The 17,545-nt window shown below is 40.2% G+C and carries 19 protein-coding genes; all 19 read left to right on the forward strand.

Annotated elements, in window-relative coordinates:
• The first annotated feature begins 7 nt into the window (after window positions 1-7).
• On the forward strand, window positions 8-406 hold the full coding sequence (gene fliN / locus H5089_RS16220) for a flagellar motor switch protein FliN (protein WP_002959332.1): 399 nt from the start codon (window positions 8-10) through the stop codon (window positions 404-406).
• Window positions 403-786 carry a flagellar biosynthetic protein FliO gene (gene fliO / locus H5089_RS16225; protein WP_002959331.1) on the forward strand — a complete coding sequence of 128 codons (384 nt, stop codon included), beginning with the start codon at window positions 403-405 and terminating at the stop codon, window positions 784-786. The genes fliN and fliO overlap by 4 nt, the downstream gene beginning before the upstream one ends.
• 4 nt (window positions 787-790) lie before the next feature.
• Entirely contained in the window at window positions 791-1,531 is a 741-nt protein-coding gene (fliP, locus tag H5089_RS16230; RefSeq protein WP_002959327.1) for a flagellar type III secretion system pore protein FliP, read from the forward strand.
• Between the two features lie 40 nt (window positions 1,532-1,571).
• On the forward strand, window positions 1,572-1,841 hold the full coding sequence (gene fliQ, locus H5089_RS16235; protein WP_002959325.1) for a flagellar biosynthesis protein FliQ: 270 nt from the start codon (window positions 1,572-1,574) through the stop codon (window positions 1,839-1,841).
• Window positions 1,842-1,843: 2 nt separating this feature from the next.
• On the forward strand, window positions 1,844-2,623 hold the full coding sequence (gene fliR / locus H5089_RS16240) for a flagellar biosynthetic protein FliR (protein WP_024596364.1): 780 nt from the start codon (window positions 1,844-1,846) through the stop codon (window positions 2,621-2,623).
• A gap of 9 nt (window positions 2,624-2,632) precedes the next feature.
• The gene (flhB, locus tag H5089_RS16245) at window positions 2,633-3,763 is read left to right on the forward strand and encodes a flagellar biosynthesis protein FlhB (RefSeq protein ID WP_024596365.1); all 1,131 of its coding nucleotides are present in this window, start codon (window positions 2,633-2,635) and stop codon (window positions 3,761-3,763) included.
• Between the two features lie 72 nt (window positions 3,764-3,835).
• Window positions 3,836-5,947 carry a flagellar biosynthesis protein FlhA gene (flhA, locus tag H5089_RS16250; RefSeq protein ID WP_182712656.1) on the forward strand — a complete coding sequence of 704 codons (2,112 nt, stop codon included), beginning with the start codon at window positions 3,836-3,838 and terminating at the stop codon, window positions 5,945-5,947.
• Window positions 5,948-5,968: 21 nt separating this feature from the next.
• Window positions 5,969-7,450: a flagellar biosynthesis protein FlhF gene (gene flhF, locus H5089_RS16255; RefSeq protein WP_182712657.1), complete on the forward strand. Its 1,482-nt coding sequence runs from the start codon at window positions 5,969-5,971 to the stop codon at window positions 7,448-7,450.
• Window positions 7,443-8,303, forward strand: coding sequence for a MinD/ParA family protein (locus H5089_RS16260; RefSeq protein WP_002959312.1), 861 nt, complete (start codon window positions 7,443-7,445; stop codon window positions 8,301-8,303). The genes flhF and H5089_RS16260 overlap by 8 nt, the downstream gene beginning before the upstream one ends.
• 26 nt (window positions 8,304-8,329) lie before the next feature.
• Window positions 8,330-9,040 (forward strand): RNA polymerase sigma factor FliA, encoded by a 711-nt coding sequence (locus H5089_RS16265; protein WP_002959310.1) that lies wholly within the window; start codon window positions 8,330-8,332, stop codon window positions 9,038-9,040.
• Window positions 9,041-9,080: 40 nt separating this feature from the next.
• Window positions 9,081-9,464 (forward strand): chemotaxis response regulator CheY, encoded by a 384-nt coding sequence (gene cheY / locus H5089_RS16270; RefSeq protein ID WP_004588308.1) that lies wholly within the window; start codon window positions 9,081-9,083, stop codon window positions 9,462-9,464.
• A 17-nt stretch (window positions 9,465-9,481) separates the two neighbouring features.
• Complete coding sequence (locus tag H5089_RS16275) at window positions 9,482-10,255, forward strand: protein phosphatase CheZ (RefSeq protein ID WP_165742705.1); 774 nt, start codon at window positions 9,482-9,484, stop codon at window positions 10,253-10,255.
• Window positions 10,256-10,270: 15 nt separating this feature from the next.
• A complete protein-coding gene (locus H5089_RS16280) occupies window positions 10,271-12,490 on the forward strand; it encodes a chemotaxis protein CheA (protein ID WP_182712658.1) in 2,220 nt (739 codons plus the stop codon).
• Between the two features lie 58 nt (window positions 12,491-12,548).
• The gene (locus H5089_RS16285; protein WP_182712659.1) at window positions 12,549-13,712 is read left to right on the forward strand and encodes a chemotaxis response regulator protein-glutamate methylesterase; all 1,164 of its coding nucleotides are present in this window, start codon (window positions 12,549-12,551) and stop codon (window positions 13,710-13,712) included.
• Complete coding sequence (locus H5089_RS16290; RefSeq protein ID WP_182712660.1) at window positions 13,705-14,469, forward strand: flagellar motor protein; 765 nt, start codon at window positions 13,705-13,707, stop codon at window positions 14,467-14,469. The genes H5089_RS16285 and H5089_RS16290 overlap by 8 nt, the downstream gene beginning before the upstream one ends.
• 1 nt (window position 14,470) lies before the next feature.
• Complete coding sequence (locus tag H5089_RS16295; RefSeq protein ID WP_024595392.1) at window positions 14,471-15,430, forward strand: flagellar motor protein MotB; 960 nt, start codon at window positions 14,471-14,473, stop codon at window positions 15,428-15,430.
• Between the two features lie 12 nt (window positions 15,431-15,442).
• Entirely contained in the window at window positions 15,443-16,213 is a 771-nt protein-coding gene (locus H5089_RS16300; RefSeq protein WP_002959298.1) for a ParA family protein, read from the forward strand.
• Between the two features lie 3 nt (window positions 16,214-16,216).
• On the forward strand, window positions 16,217-17,008 hold the full coding sequence (locus H5089_RS16305; protein ID WP_182682694.1) for a chemotaxis protein CheW: 792 nt from the start codon (window positions 16,217-16,219) through the stop codon (window positions 17,006-17,008).
• A gap of 24 nt (window positions 17,009-17,032) precedes the next feature.
• Window positions 17,033-17,530, forward strand: coding sequence for a chemotaxis protein CheW (locus H5089_RS16310; RefSeq protein WP_002959294.1), 498 nt, complete (start codon window positions 17,033-17,035; stop codon window positions 17,528-17,530).
• The last annotated feature ends 15 nt before the right edge of the window (window positions 17,531-17,545 follow it).

The raw sequence follows: 17,545 nt of genomic DNA on the forward strand, positions 1-17,545 counted from the left end.
TAAAAGTATGAGCGATGATCAAGACACAATGGATGAATGGGCAGCAGCATTAGCAGAAGCCGAAGGCCCAGATGATAGTGGCGAAGCACATGTTGCAGAGCTTGATGAGTTAAGTGATTCAAAACACGAAATGAGTGGTGATGAAAAACGAAAACTCGACACTATTTTAGATATTCCCGTTACTATCTCAATGGAAGTAGGGCGCTCTAAAATCAATATTCGTAACCTACTGCAACTTAATCAAGGCTCTGTTGTTGAGCTTGACCGTGTTGCGGGTGAGCCGCTAGACGTACTAGTTAATGGTACTTTAATCGCTCATGGTGAAGTAGTTGTAGTAAACGACAAATTTGGTATTCGCTTAACTGACGTGATAAGCCAAGTAGAGCGGATCAAAAAATTACGATGAGCTTATTAGTTGCTTTAACGACTACCGTTTTTTCAAAAGCAGATGTGGCAACACCCACTGGGGATATACTCTCTATGGTGCTGTCGCTTGTAATGGTGCTAGTACTGATTATTGTACTGGCATTTTTTGTTAAAAAGCTTAACCCTAATTTAGCAAATAGTGATGAGTTTAAAGTAGTTAGAAGTCTACCTTTAGGTTCTCGCGAGCGTTTAATGGTTGTTGAGATAGATAATGCTCAGCATTTACTTGGTGTAACTCCCCACAGTATTAATTATTTACACAAGTTAGAAACCCCATTAAGTGAAAAAGAACTGCCTGAACTCGCTAAACGATTTGGTAAACTTTTAAACCCGCAATCAAACCAAAATAAAAAGAATTAAACCTATGACAAAGTGGCTGCTTATTATTTTTGCCATGGTGTTTGTACCAAATGTAAGTGCAGAAGGAATTGATGCCCTTACCATTACAACAAACGCTGATGGCACACAAGATTACTCAGTAACGTTACAAGTTTTAGCAATTATGACGGCGCTGAGTTTTATACCGGCCGCCATAATTATGATGACCTCTTTTACACGAATTATTGTTGTACTCGCCATTTTGCGCCAAGCAATTGGCTTACAGCAAACACCGTCAAACCAAGTGTTATTGGGTATGTCACTTTTTTTAAGTATTTTTATAATGGCGCCTATTTATCAGCAGGTAAACGAGCGAGCTATAGAGCCTTACTTAAATGAGCAGGTTACATCAGTAGAGGCTTTAGAGCTTGCTAAAGAGCCAATGAAAGCATTTATGCTTTCACAGGTGCGTTTAAAAGATTTAGAAACGTTCGCTAAAATTGCTGGTTACGATCAGCTAAATTCGCCACAAGATACGCCATTAATAGTGTTAATACCGGCCTTTGTAACCAGCGAACTGCAAACGGCATTTATAATTGGGTTTATGTTTTTTATCCCATTTTTAATTGTTGATTTAGTGGTCGCTTCGGTATTAATGGCGATGGGTATGATGATGCTTTCCCCCATGATAGTGTCCTTACCGTTTAAAATTATGCTGTTTGTACTTGTTGATGGTTGGAGCTTAGTGATGGGGACTCTAGCTAAAAGCTTTGGTTTAGGGACTTAGTATGCAAAGCATTAACATGACCCAACAATAGGAGTACAACATGGAACCGGAAATTTTTGTTGATATTCTAAGTGACGCGCTGTTTTTAGTTATTAAATTGGTGTCTGCAATTGTAGTCCCAGGCCTAATTATTGGTTTAGTGGTTGCTGTATTTCAGGCGGCAACATCAATCAATGAACAAACGTTGAGCTTTTTACCTCGTTTATTAATTACCATTAGTGCGCTAATTGTAGGTGGGCACTGGCTTACTCAAGAACTGATGGATTTTTTTACTCGCCTAGTATTACTTATTCCTGAAATTGCAGGTTAAACGTGGAATACCCCTTTGCTGTCGTTATTCAATGGTTGAGCGATTTTTTGCTGCCCCTGGTACGCATTAGCTCAATGATTATGATTATGGCTGGTTTAGGTGCTAAAAATGTCCCTACGCGTATAAAAATGGGGTTATCAGTTGTTGTAACTTTTCTTGTCGTTCCTGTTCTGCCGCCCGCTACATTCACTAATTTATTTTCGTTTGAGATGATTTTAGTCGTTATTCAACAAATGCTGATTGGTGTTGCTATTGGTTTTGCATCTATACTTTTATTAAATACCTTTGTTTTAGCAGGGCAAATACTTGCGATGCAAACCGGTTTAGGTTTTGCTTCGGTTATTGACCCCTCTAATGGCGCAAGCGTCCCAGCGGTTGGCCAGTTTTTCCTTATTTTGGCCACCTTGTTATTTTTTGCTTTTAACGGTCATTTAATGATGATTCAAATGGTGGTGCATAGCTTTCAAGTGCTACCTATTGATGGCACATGGTGGTCTGTAGATCATTACTGGGACATAGTGACTTGGGGCGGCTGGATGTTTACTACAGCACTGGTACTCTCACTTGCACCGCTTACCGCAATGCTCGTTATTAATATGTCGTTTGGGATTATGACGCGTGCAGCGCCGCAATTAAATATTTTCTCTATTGGTTTTCCGTTTACCTTGGTAGCGGGACTTATTATTATTTGGGCGACACTAGGTAACTTTGTTACTCAGTTTGAGTTTCAATGGTTAAAAATGGTTGAGCTAATGTGTACTTTAGTTGGTTGCTCACCTTAGGAGAAAGTCATGTCTGAAGACTCAGGACAAGAAAAAACAGAAGAACCCACATCCAAAAAGCTTGAAGAATCTAAAAAGAAAGGCCAAATAGCACGCTCAAAAGAGTTAGGTACCATGTTTGTACTTATTTTTTCGGCTATATCGCTTTTGATGTATGGTCCTGAAATTGGTAAAGGTTTATACAATGTAATGGGCCGAACCCTTAGCTTAAACCGCAACGAAGCCTTTGATACCACTAAAATGTTTGCCGTGTGGGGAGAGGTTGCAGACGCGTTGATGTTTCCTATGGCTATGTTTGTGTTAATTATCGTTTTGGCTGCATTTATTGGTAATACGTTACTCGGTGGTTTTAACTTTAGCTGGGAAGCTGCTGCACCTAAAGCAAGTAAAATGTCGCCAATGAAGGGCTTTAAGCGGATGTTTGGCCCACAAGCGGCTATTGAGCTTGTAAAGTCACTTTTAAAATTTGGTTTGGTTGCAAGTTTTGCTGTGTTTTTAATTAATACTTATTTTGATGAAATACTGCATTTAAGTTTAGAAAGTGCGCCGGGTAATATTATTCATGCCTTAGAGATTTTAGGGTGGATGTTTTTAGGCCTTTCGTGCACTTTAATTGTTATTGCCGCCATTGATGCACCATTTCAAAGTTACAACCATAACAAACAACTTAAAATGACAATGCAAGAAATTAAAGATGAGTATAAAAACTCTGAAGGTGACCCACAAATAAAAGCGCGCATTAGGCAAACACAAAGGCAAATGTCGCAAAACCGCATGATGCAAGATGTTCCTGACGCTGATGTTATTGTTACGAACCCAACTCACTACTCTGTAGCATTAAAATACGACACGGAGCGCGCAGGTGCGCCTATAGTGCTTGCTAAAGGCATTGATGAAATGGCGATGCAAATTCGAAAAGTAGCAATAGGGAATGAAGTACCTATATTAGAATCCCCCATGTTGACCCGAGCGCTTTATCATACGGCTGAAGTAGGAGAGCAAATACCCGATCAGCTATTTACCGCAGTAGCGCAAGTTTTAGCGTATGTATTTCAGCTTAAGCGCTTTAATAAAGGGCGCGGTAAACGTCCAACTAAGCTCAATAAAAAGCTGCCAATCCCCGATGCCTACAAGTATTAAACCGTTAACTGAGTAACTTGGAATAGTTATTGCAAATTCTACTTAGTGTCAATTTTTTGAAATTGTAGAATTATGAGTTTTAAAGCGGTATTACAACAACTTAACAGAGACAAAAAAGACTATGCCAAAGGGGTAGGTACACCTTTGCTTGTGCTTGCTGCCTTGGGAATGGTGATTTTACCACTACCGCCATTTTTACTCGATATCCTTTTCTCGTTTAATATTGCTCTCGCGTTAGTGGTTTTACTTGTAACTGTTTACACGATGAAGCCAGTTGAATTTGGTATTTTCCCCTCTGTATTACTAATCGCTACAATTATGCGCTTAGCACTTAACGTTGCCAGTACTCGAGTTGTGTTACTTGAAGGCCATAATGGTGGTGACTCTGCCGGTAAAGTAATTGAAGCGTTTGGCTCAGTTGTTATTGGTGGTAACTACGCTGTTGGTTTGGTTGTGTTTTTAATCCTGATCATTATTAACTTTGTAGTAATTACTAAAGGTGCTGGTCGTATTTCTGAGGTATCTGCGCGTTTCACCCTTGATGCAATGCCGGGTAAACAAATGGCAATTGACGCCGATTTGAACGCAGGCTTTATCAGCGCAGAACAAGCGCGTGACCGCCGCGAGGAAGTAACTCGCGAAGCTGATTTTTACGGCTCAATGGATGGTGCGAGTAAATTTGTAAAAGGTGATGCGATTGCAGGTATTGTTATACTAATCATCAATATTGTTGGTGGTTTATTTGTCGGTATGATCCAGCACAATTTGAGTTTTGGCAATGCAATGGAAGTATATACATTACTTACCATTGGCGATGGCTTAGTTGCTCAACTCCCTTCTTTACTGCTTTCAATTGGTACCGCGATTGTTGTAACACGCCAAAATGAGTCGCTCAATATGGGGGACCAATTTAAGAAACAACTAGGCAACGAAAAGTCACTCTTTATTGCATCTGGTATTTTGATCATCATGGGCTTAGTGCCTGGTATGCCGCATATTGCTTTTTTAAGTTTAGGTGCGTTACTGGGTTACTTAGCTTACTACACACAGCAAAGTAAATTAAAAGCTGCTGCGGCAGAAGCTGAAGAGGCCGCTAATGGCGGAAGCGTTGCAACGGGTGTTGCTAATAAACAAGAACAAAAAGAACTAGGCTGGGATGACGTTCAGCAGGTTGATGTAATTGGCTTAGAAGTCGGTTATAGATTAATTCCGTTAGTGGACCAATCACAAGGTGGTGAGCTACTTAATCGTATTAAGGGGGTGCGTAAAAAGCTTTCTCAAGAGCTTGGTTTTTTAGTGCCGCCGGTACATATACGCGACAACTTAGAGCTTGACCCTAACGCTTACAGAATAAAACTAATGGGGGTTTCAACCGGTGAAAGCGAGCTTAAGCATGGCGACGAGCTAGCGATTAACCCAGGACAAGTATTTGGTCCAATTAAAGGGGTTGAAACAAAAGATCCTGCGTTTGGCCTTGATGCCGTATGGATCAAGCCTGATCAAAAAGATGAAGCACAATCACTAGGTTATACCGTTGTAGATTCAGCCACGGTAGTTGCCACTCATATTAGCCAGTTATTAACTAACAGTGCAGCGTTATTACTAGGGCATGAAGAAGTTCAAAACCTACTTGATATGCTTGCTAAAAGCCATCCTCGCTTAGTGGAAGGACTAGTACCTGATGTATTGCCATTAACTGCTATTGTAAAAGTACTACAAAATTTATTAAATGAAGGCGTGGCTATTCGCGATATGCGCTCAATTGTTCAAACCCTTGTTGAGTATGGCCCACGTAGTCAAGACCCTGATGTATTAACGGCTGCAGTGCGTATTTCACTGCGTAGATTAATTGTTCAAGATGCGGTGGGAATGTCATCAGAAATCCCTGTCATAACCTTGGCGCCTGAGTTGGAACAGATGTTGCATCAGTCATTACAAAATGCAGGCGATGAAGGTGCCGGTATTGAGCCAGGACTTGCAGAGCGACTTCAAGTGTCATTGACACAAGCGCATCAAAATCAAGAAATGGCCGGCGAACCTTCTATATTGCTAACGTCAGGAATGTTACGCACTGTGTTATCTCGTTTTGTTAAGTACACCATTCCAGGATTGAGAGTGATGTCTTATCAAGAGGTACCAGACGAAAGACAGATCAAAATTGTAAGCTCGGTAGGCCAACAATAAGATTTTAACAGGGGTTGAATCATGAAAATTAAACGTTTTTTTGCTAAAGATATGCGCACAGCACTTAAAGAAGTTAAAGATGAGTTAGGTGTTGATGCGGTTATTATGTCAAATAAAAAACTGGCTAACGGTGTAGAAATTGTAGCGGCAGTTGATTATGACAAAGCAGCCCCTAAAGTAGCAGCGCAACCACAACGCCCTGCAGAGCCGCGTACTCAGGCGCCACAACAAAGCATGCATAACTTTGTAAAACCAGAGCCACAGCGTGCCAAGCCTGAGCCTCAAGCAAAAGTTGCTGACAGCCTACAAGCATTATTAGAGCGTCAATCACCGCGTCCTCGTTCTCCTGAGCTTGCATCGATGTTTTCACAATCGGGTATTGATACTACTGTTAACTATCAAGAATCTGATATGGGGCAGCGTACTAAAAATATGTTTGCTCCTGAAGCTGCTGCGCCAGTTCGTCCACAAACTCAAGCGGATAGCTTAGGTTTTGATGATTTAGACCGCGACTTTGATGATTTAGATAGCCCAGTAACCACTCGCCAACAAGCACCTAATAATGAAAGCGAAGAAATGACAACAATGCGTGAAGAAATGAACGCAATCCGTCAATTATTAGAACACCAAGTATCAGGCTTGATGCAGCAAGATATGGCGCGTCGCGATCCAACACGCGCTTGTATGGTTGACCGTTTAGTCGGTATGGGTATCGATAAAGAAGTAGCACAGCAAATGGCATGTTTTGTACCTGATGATGTGTCTCGTAAGCAAGGTTGGAAAGCATTGTTAACTATGGTCGAAGATCAAATGCAAACAACCAATAATGAAATACTTCGCCAAGGTGGTGTATATGCGTTAGTGGGTCCAACAGGTGTGGGTAAAACAACGACTGTTGCTAAGCTTGCAGCTCTAGGCGCACAAAAATATGGTGCCGATAAAGTGGCGTTAATAACCACTGATACATACAGAATTGGTGCTTATGAACAACTTGCAACATATGGTCGTATTATTGGTTGTGGTGTTAAGCAAGTTAAAGATGCTAATGAATTAGCTGAAGTTTTATATCATTTACGAAATAAACGTCTAGTATTAATTGACACAGCAGGTATGAGCCAGCGAGATTTACGTTTAACTGAGCAATTAAACACGTTAATGCGTAACCAACGTGTAGATATTCGCAGCTACTTAGTACTTAGCGCGACAGCACAAATTAATGTATTGCAAGAAACTGTACGTCACTTTAAAAAAGTAAAGTTAAGTGGCTGTATTTTCACTAAGTTAGACGAATCATTAAGTTTGGGTGAGATTATTAGTATTGCGATTCAAAATCGCCTTCCAATAGGGTATCTTACTAATGGTCAACGAGTACCAGAGGATATTCGTGTTGCAAATGCTGAGAAACTAGTTAAAAAGGCTGAGCAATTATATTTAAAAAGAACAAAAGAACAACATTCAAGGCACCAAGCAGTGGCGCCAAGCACAGTAGGGATGTATGATTAACACAGTATTAGATCAAGCAAGCGGCCTGCGCAAAATGAGTCAAAACAATAACAACGGCGTAAAAGTTATCGCTGTAACCGGTGGTAAAGGTGGAGTAGGGAAAACAAATGTTTCTCTAAATACAGCTATTGCACTTGGGCAGCAAGGTAATCGAGTATTAGTGCTGGATGCTGACTTGGGTTTAGCAAACTGTGATGTGATGCTTGGTTTACGTGTAGAGCGTAACTTGTCACATGTCTTGTCTGGTGAATGTGAGCTTGATGAAATTTTAGTTGAAGGCCCTGCAGGAATTAAAATTGTACCCGCTACATCGGGTTCGCAAAGTATGGTTGAATTATCACCATCTGAGCATGCTGGGCTAATTCGTGCGTTTAGCGAATTGAATACCGAATTTGATATTTTAATTGTAGATACAGCTGCTGGTATTTCAGACATGGTACTGAGCTTCTCGCGTGCAGCGCAAGATGTAATGGTTGTTGTATGCGATGAGCCGACATCAATCACCGACGCTTACGCACTTATTAAAGTATTAAGTCGTGAGCACGGCGTTTATAAATTTAAAATTGTTGCCAATATGGTGCGCAGTATGCGTGAAGGCACTGAATTGTTTGCAAAGCTATCTAAAGTTACCGACCGCTTTTTAGATGTATCAATGGAGCTAGTAGCAACGGTTCCTTATGATGAAAATATGCGCAAAGCAACACGTCGTCAAAAAGTAATAGTAGAGCTCTTTCCAAATTCGCCAGCCGCTCTTGCGTTTAAAACGCTGGCAACAAAAGCAGTTAAATGGCCAATACCCAACCAACCATCTGGGCATTTAGAGTTTTTCATTGAGAAACTAGTAAACGGTTAATTATGACAACACTGGTGAATAGAGCTATGGGATATCAATCAACACAAAATTTAAATGTGATTGTTGAGAAGCATGCATCACTTGTTAAAAAAGTGGCATGTCATCTAATTGCTCGATTACCACCTAGCGTTCAACTTGATGATTTAATTCAATCAGGAATGATAGGTTTAATAGAAGCTTCGAAAAACTTTGATGCAACAAAAGGCGCAAGCTTTGAAACTTTTGCAGGTATTCGTATTCGCGGTGCTATGCTTGACGAAATGCGCCGTGGTGATTGGGCTCCTCGTTCAGTTCACCGTAAAAACAGGCAAGTTGCAGAAGCAATTACTGAGCTCGAAAGTAGTCTGAACCGCGAACCAACGGACATAGAAGTTGCTGAAAAACTTGAAATTTCGCTCAATGAGTACCATCATATTTTAAATGATGCGAATACGAGTAAAATATTAGGCATTGAAGACCTTGGTGTAGATGAGGATGTTATTACTCCTGTAGGCCAAGATTTAGCACAAGATAAACCTTTTAATAATGTTAAAAATGATAGGTTTAATGAGTCTTTGCTAAGTGCAATTAAGTCATTACCAGAGCGTGATGCAATGGTGCTTTCTTTGTACTACAACGATGAAATGAATTTAAAAGAAATAGGACATATACTCGATGTAAGTGAATCGCGTGTAAGTCAGATACATGGTCAGGCGATGATTAAGCTTAAAGCTAAAATCAATGACTGGATAAATTAGTAGTAAGTAAACAAAGGTTAATACCTCACTGGGGGATGTTTTGGATAAAAACATGAAAATTCTTGTAGTTGATGATTTTTCAACGATGAGACGCATTATAAAAAACCTGTTACGTGACTTAGGTTTCACTAACGTTCAAGAAGCTGATGATGGGTCTACAGCTTTGCCTATGTTGCAAAATCAAGTGTTTGATTTTGTAGTTACGGATTGGAATATGCCTGGAATGCAGGGTATTGATCTTTTAAGAGCAATACGTGCAGACGAGAAGTTAAAACATATCCCTGTATTAATGGTAACGGCAGAAGCTAAAAAAGAACAAATAATAGCTGCGGCGCAAGCTGGCGTGAATGGTTATATTGTTAAGCCATTTACGGCTGGAACATTAAAAACTAAATTAGAAAAAGTATTTGAACGCTTAGGCTAATGATGGGGGAGAGGCTTATGCCAGCACCAGCTGCGCCTCAAATAACGTTAGAACAAGCTCGTCAGCTCGTTGTTTTTTTAGAAAATGATGAGCAAGACAAAGCAAATCAGTTGATTTTAGAGGCTGCATCTAAAGAGCAGTCTGAATTATTTGCTGAAGTTGGAAAGTTGACTCGTCAACTGCACGAAGCCCTTAAAAGTTTTGAGCTTGATACTCGCTTAACTGATATAACGACAGATGCGATTCCAGATGCTAAAAAGCGGCTTAATTATGTTATAGAAATGACAGAAAATGCGGCTAATAAAACAATGGATGCAGTGGAGGCCAGTTTACCTATAGCCCAACAGTTAGCGGACGAAATATCTCATATCAAACCGACATGGGATCGTTTAATGAGCCGCGAGATTGAGCTTGGTGAGTTTAAGCAACTTTGCCATAGCATCGATAAGTTTATGAACAACTCTCATCATAAGACTGATGAGCTTCAAAACTTAATGACAAATGTATTAATGGCTCAAGACTATCAAGACTTAACAGGTCAAGTTATTCGCCGTGTTATTGAACTTGTTAGGGAAGTAGAAGAAAGTTTACTGCATCTTTTAACTGCGTTTGCTGAACAAGACGACAGTAACAGCACCGCGAATAAAGTAGAACAACAAAAAATAAAAGAACCAGTTGCCACACAAACTTTAGCAGGTCCTGAAGGCCCTATTATTGATAAAGAATCGCGTAATGATGTTGTATCTGATCAAGATGAAGTTGATGATCTTTTATCAAGTTTGGGCTTCTAAGAGGAGAGTAACTGCATGTTTGAAGTTGATGAAGATATTTTACAAGACTTTCTTGTAGAGGCTGGAGAAATCCTAGAGCTTTTATCTGAACAGTTAGTTGAGCTGGAAAATAATCCAGAAGATACCGAGTTACTAAACGCTATATTTAGAGGTTTTCACACTGTAAAAGGTGGTGCAGGCTTTTTAGCTATGACAGAGCTTGTTGATGCTTGTCACGGTGCTGAAAACGTATTTGATTTACTACGTCAAGGCGTGCGAACAGTCAACTCAGAGTTAATGGATGTTATTTTACAAGCACTAGACACCATTAATGAGATGTTTGCGACTATCCAAAACAGAGACAAGCCTGAACCTGCAGATCCTGAATTACTTCATACTCTTCATATCTTAGGTCTACCTCCAACAGAAGCCGAAGCCACTGAAGCCTCTTCACAAACAGAGGTTGAACAACCTCATAATGAAGTGGTGGATACACCGGTAGCTGATGATGAAGATCCGTTTGCATTTGATGAACTATTTAGCGGAGCGCCTTCGGTTAGCGATGCTGAAATAGATGAAATCACTGAAGACGAATTTGAAAGCTTACTTGATGAGCTGCACGGTAAAGGACAAGGTCCTGCAGTTGAAAAACCAGTAGCAAGTAGTAGTGATTTTAGTGGTGATATTACTGATGATGAATTTGACAGCTTATTAGACGAGTTACATGGTGTTGGCAGTTTTGGTGAAGTTACGAGCAAACCTGAACAAAATGATGCCAATAAAACACCTGTAGAATCTGCTATACCAGCTGTAAATACAGTTAATTCATCAGATGATGAAATTAGTGATGACGAATTTGAAGCGCTTCTTGATGAACTTCATGGTAAAGGCACTGCTCCTAAATCGATAGAAAGTGCGCCAGCTGCAAAACAACCTGAACCTGTTTCACCGCCAGCTAAACAAGTGAGTGAACCAGTAAAAAAAGCTGAGCCAGCTAAAGCTCCTACTCCAAAACCAGTAGAAAAAGCGCCAGAGAAGCCAGTAGCTAAAGTACCACCAGCAGCAGCTCCAAAAAAATCAGCGCCACCAGCAGCAGAGACCACTGTTCGCGTAGATACAAAACGACTCGATCAAATTATGAATATGGTTGGTGAGTTAGTTCTTGTACGAAATCGTTTGGTTAGTTTAGCGACTAACTCAGACAGTGAAGCGATGGGTAAAGCAATCTCTAACTTAGATGTGGTGACTGCGGATATTCAAGGTGCGGTTATGCAAACGCGAATGCAACCAATTAAGAAAGTATTTGGTCGCTTCCCTCGCGTTGTACGCGACTTAGCACGTAGCTTAAATAAAGATATTGATTTAAAGCTTATTGGTGAAGAAACCGATCTAGATAAAAACTTAGTTGAAGCACTTGCCGATCCGCTTGTGCATTTAGTTAGAAACTCAGTTGACCATGGTATCGAAATGCCCGCTGTCCGTGAAGCTGCAGGTAAGTCTAGAACAGGTAATGTTACTTTATCAGCATCTCAAGAGGGCGACCATATTTTGCTAACCATCAAAGATGATGGTGCAGGTATGGATGCTGAAAAACTGAAAAAAATTGCAATTAGTAAAGGCGTACTCGATCATGACCAAGCGAGTCGACTTTCTGACACCGAAGCATATAACCTGATTTTTGCACCTGGCTTTTCTACAAAAGAAGAAATATCTGATATTTCAGGCCGTGGTGTAGGAATGGACGTAGTTAAAACTAAGATCACGCAACTTAATGGCTCAGTAAGCATTCAGTCTGAACTTGGTGTCGGTACTATTTTAGAAATAAAAGTACCACTTACCTTGGCTATATTACCGACATTAATGGTCGTTGTTGGCGCACAAACATTTGCGTTACCACTGGCTGGTGTTAGTGAGATATTCAATTTAGATTTAACGAAGACGAATGTAGTTGATGGGCAATTAACAATTATTGTGCGTAAAAAGGCGATACCGTTATTTTACCTTGAGCATTGGTTAGTAAAAGACTCAGATCGTTCTCAGCGAAAATCTAAAGGTCACGTCGTTATTGTACAAATTGGTACGCAACAAATTGGTTTTGTTGTTGACTCATTAATTGGCCAAGAAGAAGTAGTGATTAAGCCGCTTGATGCGTTACTTCAAGGAACGCCAGGTATGGCAGGCGCTACAATAACTTCAGATGGCGGCATTGCACTGATTTTAGACGTTCCAAACATGTTAAAACATTACGCAGGCTAATAATAAAGTAGGTATATATTTAATATATACCTACGCATAAATTTAATAAGAGAGCTAAATGGCCGTTAAAGTTTTAGTTGTTGATGATTCAAGCTTTTTTCGCCGTAGAGTAAGCGAAATCCTTGAGCAAGATAGCGATATACAAGTTATAGGCTTTGCTGTTAATGGCAGAGAGGCTGTTGAGAAAGCAGCTCAATTGCGTCCTGACATGATCACCATGGATGTCGAAATGCCTGTGCTTGATGGTATTAGCGCAGTTAAAGAGATAATGGCGAGTAACCCAACTCCTATCTTAATGTTTTCATCACTTACACGTGATGGTGCAACGGCAACGTTTGATGCGTTAGATGCTGGCGCAATGGATTTTTTACCGAAAAAATTTGAAGATATTGCACGCAATAATGAAGATGCAATTAAGCTTTTGCAAAGTAAAGTAAAAGATATAGGACGAAGACGTTTACCGCGAACATTTAGAGCGGCAACACCAGCTACACCAGTCATTTCAACGAAACCAACAAGTTCACTTTCGCAAAGAACAAGCACATCAACAACTCAAATCAAGCAGCCTGATAGAAGCTTTCAAAGAGCTGCGCCTGTTGCATCGACAAGTTCAAATGTTGCCTCAATGCGAGCAAGTGGAAAACAATATCAACTTTTAGCTATTGGTACTTCTACAGGTGGTCCTGTTGCTCTGCAAACTATATTGACTCAATTGCCTGCTAATTTTCCTCACCCTATTTTACTTATTCAGCACATGCCCGCTGCATTTACACCTGCGTTTGCAGCGCGCTTAAACGGTTTGTGCCAAATAAAAGTGAAAGAAGCACAACAAGGCGATCGCTTACAACCAGGAACTGCTTATTTAGCGCCTGGCGGGCAGCAGATGATGGTAGAGGGGCGTGGAGCAAATAGAACGCTGCGCGTATTTGAAGATCATAGCGAGAGAATAAGTTATAAACCAAGCGTAGATGTAACCTTTGCTAGTGCAGCTAAAACGTATCAAGGCGATGTACTTGCTATTGTTTTAACAGGTATGGGCGCTGATGGTCGTGATGGTGCAAGAATGTTAAAACAAACGGGGGCAACTATTTGGGCACAGGATGAGAAAAGCTGTGTCGTTTATGGAATGCCCCAAGCAATTGCTAATGCGGGGCTTTCAAGTGAAAGCTTAGCATTGAGCGATGTTGCAGCACGTATAATGAGAGAGGTAGGTTGTGGATAAACTCTCAATATTTGGACTATTGGTAGCACTTAGTGCAATAGGTTTAGGTTATTCTTTAGAAGGCGGTGTTATTTCAGCTTTATTTAATGGCCCTGCGCTTATTATTGTACTTGGTGGCACGCTTGGCGCTGTTATGTTGCAAACCTCTGCTAGCACATTCAAAAAAATGCTAAATATGAGCTCGTGGGTTTTTGTTGCACCACAATACGATATTGAAGACGCAATAGAGCAAGTTAAACGATGGTCTCATAAAGCACGTCAAGAAGGTTACTTAGCGCTTGAGAATGAAGCCTTAGCTCACCCAGATGCCTATGCAGCAAAAGGTTTAAGCTTACTTGTCGATGGCTGCTCAGAGCAAAAACTACGTGACACGCTTGAAATTGATTTACTGCTAGAGCGCGATCGTTTGCTTGAAGCCGCGCGTGTTTATGAAGCAATGGGGGGTTACAGCCCTACCATTGGTATTTTAGGTGCGGTGCTTGGCTTAATACAGGCAATGTCGTTTATTACCGATCCACAAATGCTTGGCGCCGGCGTTGCAACGGCATTTATTGCGACCATTTATGGTGTTGGTTTAGCTAATTTATTGTTTTTACCTATGGCAAATAAGTTAAAACAGCGTGTAGAGCAAAAAATGCTTTACCATGAAATGCTTGCTGAAGGCGTTATTGCAATAAGCATAGGTGAAAGCCCAGTAAATATAGAATTAAAGCTTGAAGCCTATCGTGTAGAGCGCCCTAATTTAGTGGACGAATAACATGTTACGCCGACGACTTCGTCACTCTGCTGCTAAAAGTCAACATACCGAACGTTGGCTTGTATCGTATGCCGATTACATGACTATTATGTTTGCTTTTTTTGTGGTTCTGTATGCGATAGCGATTAATAAAGAAGAACAATTCCAAATATTGTCAGATTCCCTTGAACAGGTTTTTGATAAGTCAGCTCGCCAATACTCCCAGCAAGGTGAAGGTGTCAACGGTAATGGAATATTGACAGATAGAGTGACACCTGAACAAGAAGTTCTTTATGGCGAAAGTATATTAAAAGAAGAGCAAGGTCCTGAGCTACTCGACGGCCAAAGTGATACAAGCAACATCCAGCAAAAGTATTTAGGCAAACCTCTTGATAGTTTATTAATTAAATTACAGTCAGCGCTTATTGATGAAATCCGTGATGGAGAAGCCAGTTTAGAGCTTAACCAAGATTGGCTGATTATAGAGCTAAGCTCAGGTATGTTATTTTCAAGTGGTAGTTCAGTTGCACACTCTCGAGCAAAACAGGTCGTCAAGATTGTTAAAGATATTATTGCACCAGTAGATAACTATGTAAGAGTACGAGGTTATACTGATGATGAAAGTATTCGTAATGAGATATTTCGTTCGAACTGGGAGCTGTCGGTAGCTAGAGCCACGTCAATTTTAGTAGAGCTGGAAGCATTAGGCATTAATTCAGCTAGAATGGCGATAGAAGGTTATGGCCAATATTCACCTTTTGCAAGTAACGATACAGAACAAGGGCGCGCAGAAAATCGTAAAGTTGTTATCGCACTTTCTAAGTATGGATTACCGCCAAAACAAGAGGTTAAAAGTGACGGGCAAGCTGATGAGCCTGCAGTGATTGAACCTGAAATTGAACTTCCTTCAGATGACGATACAATAAAAATAATTCGTTTGCCTCATGGTGGTATTCGCATAACAACGCGCAATGAACAGTAATTAGGATGTAATGTGAAGATTTGGACTGTCGCTAATCAAAAAGGAGGGGTTGGTAAAACAACAACCGCAGTGAGCCTTGCCGGTATTTTGGCATTACAAGGTAAACGTGTATTGCTTATAGATACAGACCCTCATGCGTCACTCACTTATTACTTTGGCATTGACTCAGAGGATTTAGAAGTCAGTGTGTACGATATTTTTGCCCGTGGTACAAGTATGCAAAGTGAAGAGATACTCCAAGCTTTGTGTCCATCAACACTTCAAAACTTGGATATTTTACCTGCGACTATGGCAATAGCTACGCTTGATCGAAGTATGGGTAATAAAACAGGGATGGGGTTAATACTAAAAAAAGCGCTTGCAAAAATTAGCGAACATTACGATTATGCCATTTTAGATTGCCCTCCAGTTTTAGGGGTGTTAATGGTCAATGCGCTTGCAGCAAGTGAGCGAATTTTAGTGCCAGTGCAAACGGAGTTTTTAGCACTAAAAGGGCTTGATAGAATGATGCGTACTATGGATTTGATGCAATCCTCTCAAGCAAAAGATTATCAATATACTATAATTCCTACCATGTACGACAAACGTACTAAAGCATCGTTAGAAGCATACAAAACATTGCAAAGTACATATGGTGATAAAGTTTGGCCAGGTGTGATACCGGTGGATACCAAATTTAGAGATGCAAGCTTTGCACAAAAAGTACCTGTAGAGTATTGTCCTCGCTCGCGCGGTGTATACGCATATAAAGCACTGCTAGAATATTTAATTGAACAAGGTTAATGAATGAGTAAGCAATTGTTTGCTAATGAAAAAGTAATGAAACAATACCTTGGGGCTTTGTTATGTGAAGATGAGCCTGTAGATAACCTTGAGCCAGTTGCAAAATTACTTGAGCAAATCCCAGATGATTCACAACAGCATATTCATTCAAAACCTAAAGAACAATTAAAAGCAGCAGAGAGTACATTTGATAATGACTTGCTCAATGTTGAAATTGAGCCAATAGCTGAGCCAGCGTTTAAAACTGAAAAAGTTAATGAAGTGGTTGACGAGGAAGTAATAGCACCTGCAATTACTACTATAGAAAAGCCAGAGCTGGAGATTGTAACTACTAGCCAATCAGACTATTTTGATGGTGAATTTCAGGCATTGTTTTTTGAAGTTGCTGGCTTGACCTTGGCTGTGCCATTAAAAGCACTTGGTGGAATACATCAATTAGGTGAAGTAAATCATTTGTTTGGTAAGCCGAAATGGTTTAAAGGCGTTATGCTTAACAGAGAAGAAAAGCTTAATGTTGTTGATACTGCGCGTTGGGTTATGCCAGAAAAATATGATGATAAATTAGAGGCATCTTTAGATTATCAATATTTGATTACACTAGGTGATAGCCAGTGGGGTTTATTAGCTGAAAAGTTGATAAATAACATTACATTGAGTAAAGAAGATGTAAAATGGCGTACAAATAAAAGCAAGCGCCCATGGCTTGCTGGCGTTATAAAAGAAAAAATGTGTGCTTTGATAGACGTAGATAATTTAAATATATTATTAGAGAAAGGCTTAGATAGCCGTCAGTAGTAATGACCATTACGGGGTAATAGCATGAATCAAGATAAATTACTGTCAGCAAATAAAAACGCAGATAATAACGATGAAATTTTACAGTGGGTTACGTTTAAGCTAGAGGAAGAAACCTACGGCGTAAATGTAATGCAAGTTCAAGAAATACTTCGTTATACAGAGATAGCTCCTGTACCAGGTGCACCTTCATATGTGATTGGTATTATTAACTTACGCGGCAACGTTGTTACCGTTATTGATACTCGCGCACGTTTTGGTTTGCTAGCTGCTGATGCAACTGACAACTCTCGCATCTTAATTATTGAAGCAGAAGAGCAAGTTATTGGTATTTTAGCCGACAGCGTATCGGAAGTGGTTTACTTGCGCAGCTCTGAAATCGACAGTGCGCCAAATGTTGGTACTGAAGAAAGCGCTAAGTTTATTCAAGGTGTTTGTAACCGCGATAATGAATTACTGATTTTGGTTGATTTAAATAAGTTACTCAGTGATGACGAATGGGATGAGTTAAGCGATATATAAGCTTTACCAAATAAA

Source organism: Pseudoalteromonas sp. SR45-1 (assembly GCF_014163655.1).
Classification (GTDB): Bacteria; Pseudomonadota; Gammaproteobacteria; order Enterobacterales; family Alteromonadaceae; genus Pseudoalteromonas; species Pseudoalteromonas distincta.

Excerpts from the sequence above, each read along its gene's own strand:
- flhA (WP_182712656.1), top strand. The coding sequence starts at position 3,836 with ATGAGTTTTAAAGCGGTATTACAACAACTTAACAGAGACAAAAAAGAC.
- flhF (WP_182712657.1), top strand. The coding sequence starts at position 5,969 with ATGAAAATTAAACGTTTTTTTGCTAAAGATATGCGCACAGCACTTAAA.
- H5089_RS16260 (WP_002959312.1), top strand. The coding sequence starts at position 7,443 with ATGATTAACACAGTATTAGATCAAGCAAGCGGCCTGCGCAAAATGAGT.
- H5089_RS16305 (WP_182682694.1), top strand. The coding sequence starts at position 16,217 with ATGAGTAAGCAATTGTTTGCTAATGAAAAAGTAATGAAACAATACCTT.
- fliO (WP_002959331.1), top strand. The coding sequence starts at position 403 with ATGAGCTTATTAGTTGCTTTAACGACTACCGTTTTTTCAAAAGCAGAT.
- flhB (WP_024596365.1), top strand. The coding sequence starts at position 2,633 with ATGTCTGAAGACTCAGGACAAGAAAAAACAGAAGAACCCACATCCAAA.
- fliP (WP_002959327.1), top strand. The coding sequence starts at position 791 with ATGACAAAGTGGCTGCTTATTATTTTTGCCATGGTGTTTGTACCAAAT.
- H5089_RS16265 (WP_002959310.1), top strand. The coding sequence starts at position 8,330 with ATGGGATATCAATCAACACAAAATTTAAATGTGATTGTTGAGAAGCAT.
- H5089_RS16285 (WP_182712659.1), top strand. The coding sequence starts at position 12,549 with ATGGCCGTTAAAGTTTTAGTTGTTGATGATTCAAGCTTTTTTCGCCGT.
- fliQ (WP_002959325.1), top strand. The coding sequence starts at position 1,572 with ATGGAACCGGAAATTTTTGTTGATATTCTAAGTGACGCGCTGTTTTTA.
- H5089_RS16275 (WP_165742705.1), top strand. The coding sequence starts at position 9,482 with ATGCCAGCACCAGCTGCGCCTCAAATAACGTTAGAACAAGCTCGTCAG.
- fliN (WP_002959332.1), top strand. The coding sequence starts at position 8 with ATGAGCGATGATCAAGACACAATGGATGAATGGGCAGCAGCATTAGCA.
- H5089_RS16310 (WP_002959294.1), top strand. The coding sequence starts at position 17,033 with ATGAATCAAGATAAATTACTGTCAGCAAATAAAAACGCAGATAATAAC.
- H5089_RS16295 (WP_024595392.1), top strand. The coding sequence starts at position 14,471 with ATGTTACGCCGACGACTTCGTCACTCTGCTGCTAAAAGTCAACATACC.
- H5089_RS16280 (WP_182712658.1), top strand. The coding sequence starts at position 10,271 with ATGTTTGAAGTTGATGAAGATATTTTACAAGACTTTCTTGTAGAGGCT.